At 42.4% G+C, this 8281-nt stretch carries 8 protein-coding genes; 2 read left to right on the top strand and 6 right to left on the bottom strand.

Annotated elements, in window-relative coordinates:
- The first annotated feature begins 127 nt into the window (after positions 1-127).
- Positions 128-781 carry an IS1595 family transposase gene (locus tag B0181_RS09340; RefSeq protein ID WP_078277239.1) on the top strand — a complete coding sequence of 218 codons (654 nt, stop codon included), beginning with the start codon at positions 128-130 and terminating at the stop codon, positions 779-781.
- 8 nt (positions 782-789) lie between these two features.
- Here B0181_RS09340 and B0181_RS09335 read toward each other — a convergent pair whose 3' ends face one another.
- Together B0181_RS09335 and msbA are read right to left on the bottom strand one after the other, a co-directional pair.
- Positions 790-1428, bottom strand: a complete 639-nt coding sequence (locus tag B0181_RS09335; protein WP_143821600.1) for a WaaS/CpsH family glycosyltransferase — start codon at positions 1426-1428, stop codon at positions 790-792.
- 245 nt (positions 1429-1673) lie between these two features.
- Positions 1674-3527 (bottom strand): lipid A export permease/ATP-binding protein MsbA, encoded by a 1854-nt coding sequence (gene msbA / locus B0181_RS09330; RefSeq protein WP_078277237.1) that lies wholly within the window; start codon positions 3525-3527, stop codon positions 1674-1676.
- Positions 3528-3743: 216 nt separating this feature from the next.
- On the opposite strand from msbA, the gene B0181_RS09325 reads away from it, so the two are divergent.
- The gene (locus tag B0181_RS09325; protein ID WP_078277236.1) at positions 3744-4730 is read left to right on the top strand and encodes a glycosyltransferase family 4 protein; all 987 of its coding nucleotides are present in this window, start codon (positions 3744-3746) and stop codon (positions 4728-4730) included.
- A gap of 19 nt (positions 4731-4749) precedes the next feature.
- Here the strand turns inward: B0181_RS09325 and B0181_RS09320 are convergent, their stop codons facing one another.
- The 4 genes from B0181_RS09320 to B0181_RS09305 are packed head-to-tail and all read right to left on the bottom strand — an operon-like array spanning position 4750 to position 7888.
- A complete protein-coding gene (locus B0181_RS09320) occupies positions 4750-5526 on the bottom strand; it encodes a glycosyltransferase family 25 protein (RefSeq protein WP_078277235.1) in 777 nt (258 codons plus the stop codon).
- A 7-nt stretch (positions 5527-5533) separates the two neighbouring features.
- Positions 5534-5851, bottom strand: coding sequence for a nucleotidyltransferase domain-containing protein (locus B0181_RS09315; RefSeq protein ID WP_078277234.1), 318 nt, complete (start codon positions 5849-5851; stop codon positions 5534-5536).
- Entirely contained in the window at positions 5848-6282 is a 435-nt protein-coding gene (locus B0181_RS09310; RefSeq protein ID WP_207384347.1) for a nucleotidyltransferase substrate binding protein, read from the bottom strand. The genes B0181_RS09315 and B0181_RS09310 overlap by 4 nt, the downstream gene beginning before the upstream one ends.
- Complete coding sequence (locus B0181_RS09305) at positions 6272-7888, bottom strand: glycosyltransferase family 2 protein (protein WP_242620117.1); 1617 nt, start codon at positions 7886-7888, stop codon at positions 6272-6274. The genes B0181_RS09310 and B0181_RS09305 overlap by 11 nt, the downstream gene beginning before the upstream one ends.
- Positions 7889-8281 lie beyond the last annotated feature (393 nt).

Raw genomic sequence — 8281 nt, 5'->3', positions numbered from 1 at the left:
GTATGTCCATCGTCTTTGCACAAGCTGGATTACCCATTGAAATTGTTGCTCTCACTGCAGGCGTCAATGTGCTTTTGGATATGATTTTGGGGCTGACGTAGATTAGCAACCATGTTATACTAGTTTTATGAAGATAACCCGTTGTAAATTAAGTAAAAAAGTTCAAGTTAAACTGCTTGAATTTTTTGTGCTTGAAGTCACCGCAAGATCAGCTGCTGATTTGTTAGAGATACATCACAATTCAGCTGCTTTGTTTTATCATAAAATTCGCTTGGTGATTGAATATCGCTTAAACCTTGAAGCTTGTGAATTATTTGACGGTGAAGTAGAATTGGATGAAAGCTATTTCGGTGGCATTCGTAAAGGCAAGCGTGGGCGTGGTGCTGCTGGCAAAGTTGCCGTATTTGGTCTTTTAAAACGCAATGGTAAGGTTTATACTGCCTGTGTTAAAGATACCAAAGCTAAGACATTAATGCCTATTATTGCCAGTAAAATCAAACCTGATAGCGTGGTTTATACAGATAGCTATCTAAGTTATAATGCTTTAGATGTGAGTGATTTTAAACACTTTAGAATTAATCACTCCAAAGAATTTGCAAACAATCATAATCACATCAACGGCATTGAGAACTTTTGGTCGCAATCCAAACGTATTCTAAGAAAATATAACGGTATTGACAAAAAGCATTTTCATTTATTTATCAAAGAATGCGAGTTTAGATTTAACTATGGCACACCATCCAATCAATTAAGATTGTTAAGAAAATGGTGTGGGGTTTAGGGGTTTATCTAGTACAGCCCCCTTTTTTTATCCGCATGCGTGATGTAAAAATCTGTTGGCAAATCAATGCGGTTGGCAACTTTTAAAAATTCCAAAATCGTTGGGATTCTATCAGCTATGTGCGCCCCAATAAAGTATGCTGTTTGATTGTTTTGCCCATCTGACTTTTCAAAATAAAAATTATTGCTCAGTATGAAGCCATGATTTGGATATTTGATAATGTCTTGTTGGTCAAAAACATAACATTTATCAAAATATTGCATTTTGTCCAAAATTTCAGGAAATCTGTCAACACCGTCCCATTGATAATTAACATTCATCTTACAAGACTGGGTGATTGTCTTGATGGTAGAATCATCAAACACATCTGCTCTGATAAATAGCGCATAATCAATGGTTTGGTTGTGCTGCTCAAAAAATTCTTGTACCTTTTGATGGTATAATTTTTTGGACTGCTTTTGCTTTGTGGTTTTTGTCATTAAAAAGTATTTTACGAATAAAAACCACCATTCGATGCCAGAAGCTAGAATATTTAAAATTTGGCACTGGTATTGTAAAGACTGTAAAACCAAGCGCTTCAAGCGAACGAGCAAAGGTATTGTGAAAATTGACGTAGCTAGGCATTGCCAAAAATATACTTTTACCACTGCCAATTCTAGATGTTGTCAACATGGCGGTTTTAGTCCTTAAATGTGCCACCCCCCCCCCGCAAAGGCTGGCTAAGCCCTGCTAAGGGAGGGGTGTGTTATAAAAGTAATTTGACTGTCAATGGCGATGCCTATAGAAAACATTCATCATTTAAATACATTAGAAATTTTTATGTAATAAACAGCTACCAATATCATACAAACATTATATAAAAACTAAACGTTAAAATCAACAATTATTGAATTTATGTTTCGGCGTGGCTTAGGCTTTGTAATCTTGCATAGTATCCATCTTTTGCCAAAAGTTCAGCATGAGAACCTATCTCAATGATTTTACCTTCGTCCATCACCACGATACGATCAGAATGCTCAATGGTGGTCAAGCGATGTGCCACAATGATGCTGGTGCGTCCTGCCATAAGACGTTCTAAAGCCTGCTGCACCAAGCGTTCGGATTCGTTATCTAGGGCGGATGTCGCTTCATCTAAGAGCAGAATTGGCGCATCTTTTAAAATTGCGCGCGCGATGGATACGCGCTGACGCTGACCGCCTGAAAGCTGACTGCCATTTGCACCGATGGGCTGGTGCAATCCTAAAGGGTGCTTGTGTACAAGTTCGGTTAAGTTTGCGGCATTCAAAGCCTGCATGACTTCATCTTCTGTGGCATTAGGTTTGCTGTAGCGCACATTTTCAAATAATGTATCATCAAATAAAAAAGTGTCTTGTGATACTAAGGCAAACTGACTGCGTAGATTATCAAGTTTAATGTCTTCAATATTGACACCGTCCAGTAAAATCTCGCCAGCCGATGGGCTGACAAATCTTGGTAGTAGGTTGACTGCGGTGGTTTTGCCTGAGCCTGAACGCCCCACAAAAGCAACTTTCTCACCCGGATTGATGGCAAGGCTAAAGTCGGTGAGTGCCTTACTGTCTTCGTTATTGTATTGTACGCTGACGTTATTAAAATTGATAAAACCCTTGGCGCTATCAAGTGTTTGAGTGCCTTTGTCTGCTTCAGGTTCGGTGTCCATAAAGGCGCATACGCTGTCTGCTGCCAAAAACATGGTTTGCATAGGAATGCTGATATTTGCCAAATTTTTAATTGGGCCAAACATCTGCATCATCGCCACAATAAATGCCATAAATTCACCAATGGTGGTGATGCCATTTTGACTTTGCCAAAGCGCAATAAAAATGACAGCCGCCAGCGCCAAAGAGCCGACCACTTCACTGATTGGCGAGCGTGCAGCATTGGCTTGAATGATTTTTTTGCCAAGGCGTACGATGATTTGGTTCACTTCGGCAAACTTAGTGGCTGATTGAGCCTGACCGCCAAACAGCTTCACTACACGATGACCTTGGTGAGTTTCGTTGACAACATTATTTAACGAACCGATACTTTTTTGGGCGCTGTCAATGATGTGTTTTAGGCGGTTGCGATAATAGCGCGACAAAACGGACAAAATGGGAAACATAATCATCACCATCAACGCCAGTTGCCAGTTTAGATAAAATAGCACAAAGATAAGTCCGATGACAATCAGGGTGTCGCGCGTGAGTACGATAAAGACATTGCTGGCGTTGTTGATGGAGTTTTCCGCCATTTGTACCATATTCATCAACATTTCGCCTGATGGCACGCTTTGATGATGCGCTGATGAAAAAGACAGCATTTTATCAAACATATCGCGGCGCAAATGCCCAATGGCGGTTGTCGCCACCCATGACATTAAATAGCTGCTGATAAAGCGGCAAGCACCACGAAAAATTACCAAACCCATAAAAAATAGTGGCACAATCCATACTTTATTTTGTGTACCCCAAATGGCATGATGCATGACATCTTTATAGTATGTGAGCTGTGCGGCTATGCCGTCTGCCACTGGCGCGGACACACCTACACCATCAGGTATGGCAAAGCCTTGATTGACCAAGGGTGCGATGAATGCTGCCAGATAACTTTCTGTTAAAGCCACGCCAACAATAGCAAGCAAAGCTATGGCGATGCGTGCTTTGTATGGCTTGACATATGCCATCAAGCGCATAAAGCTGGCGGTGTCTTGTTTGGTAAATAAGCCAAAAGTGAGTTTATGGATCATGGTATTGCTGATATAGAATGGTTTTAACGAATCATTATAACGCAAAAACCAAAGAGAGTGTATTGGTAGTTCATGATAAAACCAACAACTTATGGCTTGGCGCAGAACGTTTTTAAAGTCAAGACAGCATATGGTACAAAAATAAACCAATCATTATTGAGTTTTGTGGCAAAATCACATAGAATGTTAAGGGTTTTTTATTGATGGGTTTATCTTATGAAAATCTTACACGTTTTACTTACTCGTCTTGCTATTCCGCCCAAGGATTACGGTGGTACGGAGCGCGTGATTTGGGCGTTGGCAGTGGCACAACGGCAAATGGGCCATGAAGTGCGCTTTTTAACCAAAGCCAATCCAAATAACAACCCTGACGTGCAGCTGTACGATAAAAGCAAATCCATCGCCGAGCAGATTGATGATTGGCCGGACGTGGTGCATTTTCACTGGCCGTATGATGGCGAGCTGCACAAGCCTTATATTTGCACCGAGCACAGCAACGCTGAAAAAGCACAAGAATACCCAATCAACACCGTGTTTTTATCCAGCAAGCATGCTGAAAACCATGGGGCGACTTGCTATGTGCATAATGGCTTGTATTGGGCAGATTATAGCGAGCCAAACCTAGACAATCCTAAAGATTATGTGCATTTTTTGGCAAAAGCAGCATGGCGCGTGAAAAATTTGCAAGGCACGATTGATATTGCCAAGCAAGCGGGTAAGCGCCTAGAAGTGATTGGCGGTAAGCGTTTTAATCTGTCGCGCAACCCTTATTTTTACCTATCGCCAAACATCGGCTTTAATGGCATGGTGGGCGGTGTCGCCAAGGACAATCTAATCAAAAACTCCAAAGGCTTGATTTTCCCTGTGCTGTGGCATGAGCCATTTGGTTTGGCAATTATTGAAAGTATGTACTTGGGCTGCCCTGTGTTTGCTTCGCCGTTTGGCTCTTTGCCAGACATCATCAGCCATGATGGCTTGGGCGTGCTGTCAGACAGCTACAGTGAGCTTGCCGAAGCGGTCAAACAAGTGGATAAATACGACCGCAGAGTGTGCCACGAACACGCCAAGACGCATTTTGGGCATGAAGCGATGGGGCGCGCTTATCAAAAATGCTATGAAAGAGTGATTGCAGGTGAGACGCTCAACCCAACACGACCAAAATCTACGGGCAACGTAAAGGCGTTGCTAGAGATGAAACCTTAAAAGCCTTAAAAACGTGGCGTTATTTGAACGCCACAATCTCACCAAAAAGTTTAAGCCTTGTTTTATTAAACAGGGCTTTTATTTCTCTGATGATTTTTTGCCCAAGCGTGCGTTTTGGTTTGTCAAAATGATGAGTTTGGCGGTGGCTGTCTAGGCTGCTGGCAAAAACCTGATTGGATTGTGGCGTTGCAATCATATTGGATTGAATGCAAAGCGCAGGATTTACTTGCCACACCCCCCCCTGTAGACTTGGTTCACGAAGGGCAAGCGCACAAAGCAAGTCGTCCAAGGCGGTGATTTGGGTTTGCTGTTTGAGCAATTCAAAAAGTCTAAAAATACACTGTCTTGATAAAATATAGCCAGCCGCGCCATAATGGCTGTAATGCAGTTGGGATAATTGTCTGCCTAAGATAGGCTGCGAATTTTTAAGCAAAACAGGGGTCAAAAAGGTTTCTAGTTTGATGATGTGCGCAGAATTTGGCAGCCAATCGCCGCTACTTAAAAATTGGTGCGCATTTTCACCCAAATACACATCATCTTCAAAAATGGCGATGTAATCCAAATCATCATCAATCATCTTTTGCCACAGACACAAATGACTCAACAAGCAAGAAATTTCACCTGCTGACAGATTGGCTTTATCAATATCCACGCCCAAATGCTTTGCCACTTCGGCATTTTGCGCTGGAGTAATCGCATCAAAAAACTCAAATTCCACGCCTTGCTTGCCAAATTCTTGAGCGATGTGCGCACGGCGTTCTGCGGCGGTGGTTAGACTAATGACGTAGTTTTTCATGGTGTTTTTAAATTGCTTTTTGATAAAAAATATGGCTGTCTTTTTTGATGTTTTGGATTAGCGGGGGATTGGTGAGTTTGCCGAATACGGATAAATCCACCAAGTACGCCAAATTCAGCCCATCTATTTGCCAGTAAATTTGACTGCGCTCATCATCGCTGATGTCGCCAATCATCGTCAAATCAATGTCTGAGCCATCACGATAACCACCCCTAGCGCGCGAACCATAAATCAGCACTTTTAAGACGTTTGGGTGCTGTGTGAATATTTGGTTGATTTTAGCAATAGTGGTTTTGCTTAGTCCAAACGTATTTTCGGCATTCATGATTGATTTGTTTGCACAAGTGATTGAATTTTATCGGAAAATTGGCTTAATAATGGCAAATATTGACGAATGATTTTGTTAAATTCATGCTGTAAAATATCAGGATTGTAGGCATGAACCGTGATGTTGCGACTTTCAATCATGGCAAGCCAAACATCGCCTTTATCCAGCAAACCCAAATTAAACGCCAGACGTGTGGCGCTGCGAGAGCCAAGAATGTCGGTGTGTCCTTCGTGTTTTAAAATATCGCTTAGAAGTTTCCATGCCAATTCATGTGCAATTTCAAAACGCTGAATAATGCCTTCTTTGATGATGTCTAACTCAGTATCGCCAAATTGATTGACGGCTGTATTCAGATTTTGCACCGCTTTTTGGTAGTTGGCAAACCGCAAAAGGGCGCGTTCACTCAGTTCCATGCTGTTAACTGTCATGTGATTTGCCTGATTTATCTTGGGTGAGTTGCCATAAAATCATGTATTTATTAAAGGTGTAGCTTGCCGAAGCGCCTGCGTGCAGCACGCCATACACACCGCCTAGCGCACCGCCACGAATGACGTATTCACGGACAAAAGAAAACACCGAGCGCAAAATCATGCTAAAAAATCCTGCTTTTTTGCCTGATTTGTGTTTATCTGTCGCCCAATCATCGCTGTAGCGAATGTTTTTATGGACAAAGTGCGCAAAATCATCGTTGGTCAGGTGCGCCAAATAGCCTTTTAAGTTTTTGATTTTAGCGTTTTTTACATCCAGTGATTCATGCACTTCTAGGCTGGAATATTGATAGTGCGTGCGTGCGTAAAGTCTTGCCAAATCGTCCGCATACCAAAAGCGTTTTAAAACTTCCGCACCACAAAACAGATTAACACGAGACAAGCTAAACACCGTGTCAGTTTGTACAGGCTGTTTTAAAATTTCGGCAATGCTGTGGCACAGGCTGTCATCAGGGCGTTCGTCAGCGTCCAGCACCAGCACATAATCGCAAATGGCATAACTTTGGGCGAGTTGTCGCTGCTTGCCAAAGCCTTGCCAGTCGGTATTGACGTACCATTTTGCGCCAAATTGACGGGCGATTTGTTCGGTGTTGTCGGTGCTGCCGCTGTCTAAAATGATGATTTCGTCCGCCAAATCTTTTACACTTGCTAGGCAATCCGCCAAATGCCTGCTTTCGTTTTTGCAAATCATCACCAGCGACAGCGTGGCTTTTTTGTCGGCTGGATTTACAGGGCTAAGCTGGCTGATTTGTTTTTGGGCGTGATAAAAGGCGTTGTCGGCTTGATTATTCGCCAAATCATAAAGACAAGCGTACTTATTAAAGGTGTATTGGGCAAATAGGCAAGAATACACAAACCCATACCGCCCTTGCAAAAATCTGCCGTCCAGCAAATATTGACGGATAAATTGCCAGATGGGGTTAGTGGCAACTTTTAGAAAATTGGCACGTTTGCCTTTTTGGTGCTGCTGATTTGCCCACGTTTGCGCATAAGACAGGCGTTTTTCTAATAAAAACTTAAAATCAGGGGCGGTGTGGTGGTTTAAAAAGCCAGACAACACCTGCGTTTTGGCGTTGGTGATGTCCAAAGATTCATGAACCAGCAAGTCATTAAAGCCAAATTTTTTAGGATAAAGTCGCCAATACGCCTTCACGCCCCAATGCGGATTGTCAATTTGATGACCCAAAATAAAATCCAGCCGCTTTAAGCCATACACCGTATCGCTTGGCGCAGTGCGCACGACATCTAAAATCGCTTGCTTGAGCGGTGGCGTGATTTCTTCGTCTGCGTCCAGTGCCAAAATCCAATCACCTGTGGCATAACTTTGGGCGAGTTGTCGCTGTTTGCCAAAGCCTTGCCAGTCGGTATTGACGTGCCATTTTGCACCAAAACGTTCGGCAATTTCACGGCTGTTATCCGTGCTGCCGCTGTCCAAAATCACAATCTCGTCTGCCAAACCTGTCAGCGCAGGCAGGCTGATTGCCAAGTTGTGAGCTTCATTTTTGACAATCATCACGGCAGATAAACGATAGGCTGAATTTGACATAGGCGCACAAAAAATAAAAATTTTCTTATTTTAGAACATTTATAGGCGGTGCGCAAGATGGGCGATTGCGGCTAAAATCTTGGCAAGTCTTCATCAGAGAGATGCTTTTTTCTTGAAAAGCGGTGGTATTTTGGCGATAATAGGCAAAATTGGCTGGCAAAGTGTTATTGGCGATGTATTTTAAAAAATTGTGGCATAACATTGTGGCGTGCAGCTGAATTGGCGATGATTGATTAAGACTAAAAAGTCAAACTGACAAAGCCAATAAAACCAATCAGCAAGCAAATGCGTTGCAATCATGTTAAAAAATTACGCCAAAAATACGTCAAATCACGCTAAGCCAGCTTTGCAATCATCAATTTTAAGCATTATTTTTGGGGCTGACGTAGATAA

It is taken from the genome of Moraxella caviae (assembly GCF_002014985.1).
GTDB lineage: Bacteria > Pseudomonadota > Gammaproteobacteria > Pseudomonadales > Moraxellaceae > Moraxella > Moraxella caviae.
Note: the sequence above shows the minus strand (reverse complement) of the source record. Positions and strands in the feature narration are given on the sequence as shown.

Excerpts from the sequence above, each read along its gene's own strand:
- B0181_RS09340 (WP_078277239.1), top strand. The coding sequence starts at position 128 with ATGAAGATAACCCGTTGTAAATTAAGTAAAAAAGTTCAAGTTAAACTG.
- B0181_RS09305 (WP_242620117.1), bottom strand. The coding sequence starts at position 7,888 with ATGTCAAATTCAGCCTATCGTTTATCTGCCGTGATGATTGTCAAAAAT.
- B0181_RS09315 (WP_078277234.1), bottom strand. The coding sequence starts at position 5,851 with ATGAATGCCGAAAATACGTTTGGACTAAGCAAAACCACTATTGCTAAA.
- B0181_RS09310 (WP_207384347.1), bottom strand. The coding sequence starts at position 6,282 with ATGACAGTTAACAGCATGGAACTGAGTGAACGCGCCCTTTTGCGGTTT.
- B0181_RS09320 (WP_078277235.1), bottom strand. The coding sequence starts at position 5,526 with ATGAAAAACTACGTCATTAGTCTAACCACCGCCGCAGAACGCCGTGCG.
- B0181_RS09325 (WP_078277236.1), top strand. The coding sequence starts at position 3,744 with ATGAAAATCTTACACGTTTTACTTACTCGTCTTGCTATTCCGCCCAAG.
- msbA (WP_078277237.1), bottom strand. The coding sequence starts at position 3,527 with ATGATCCATAAACTCACTTTTGGCTTATTTACCAAACAAGACACCGCC.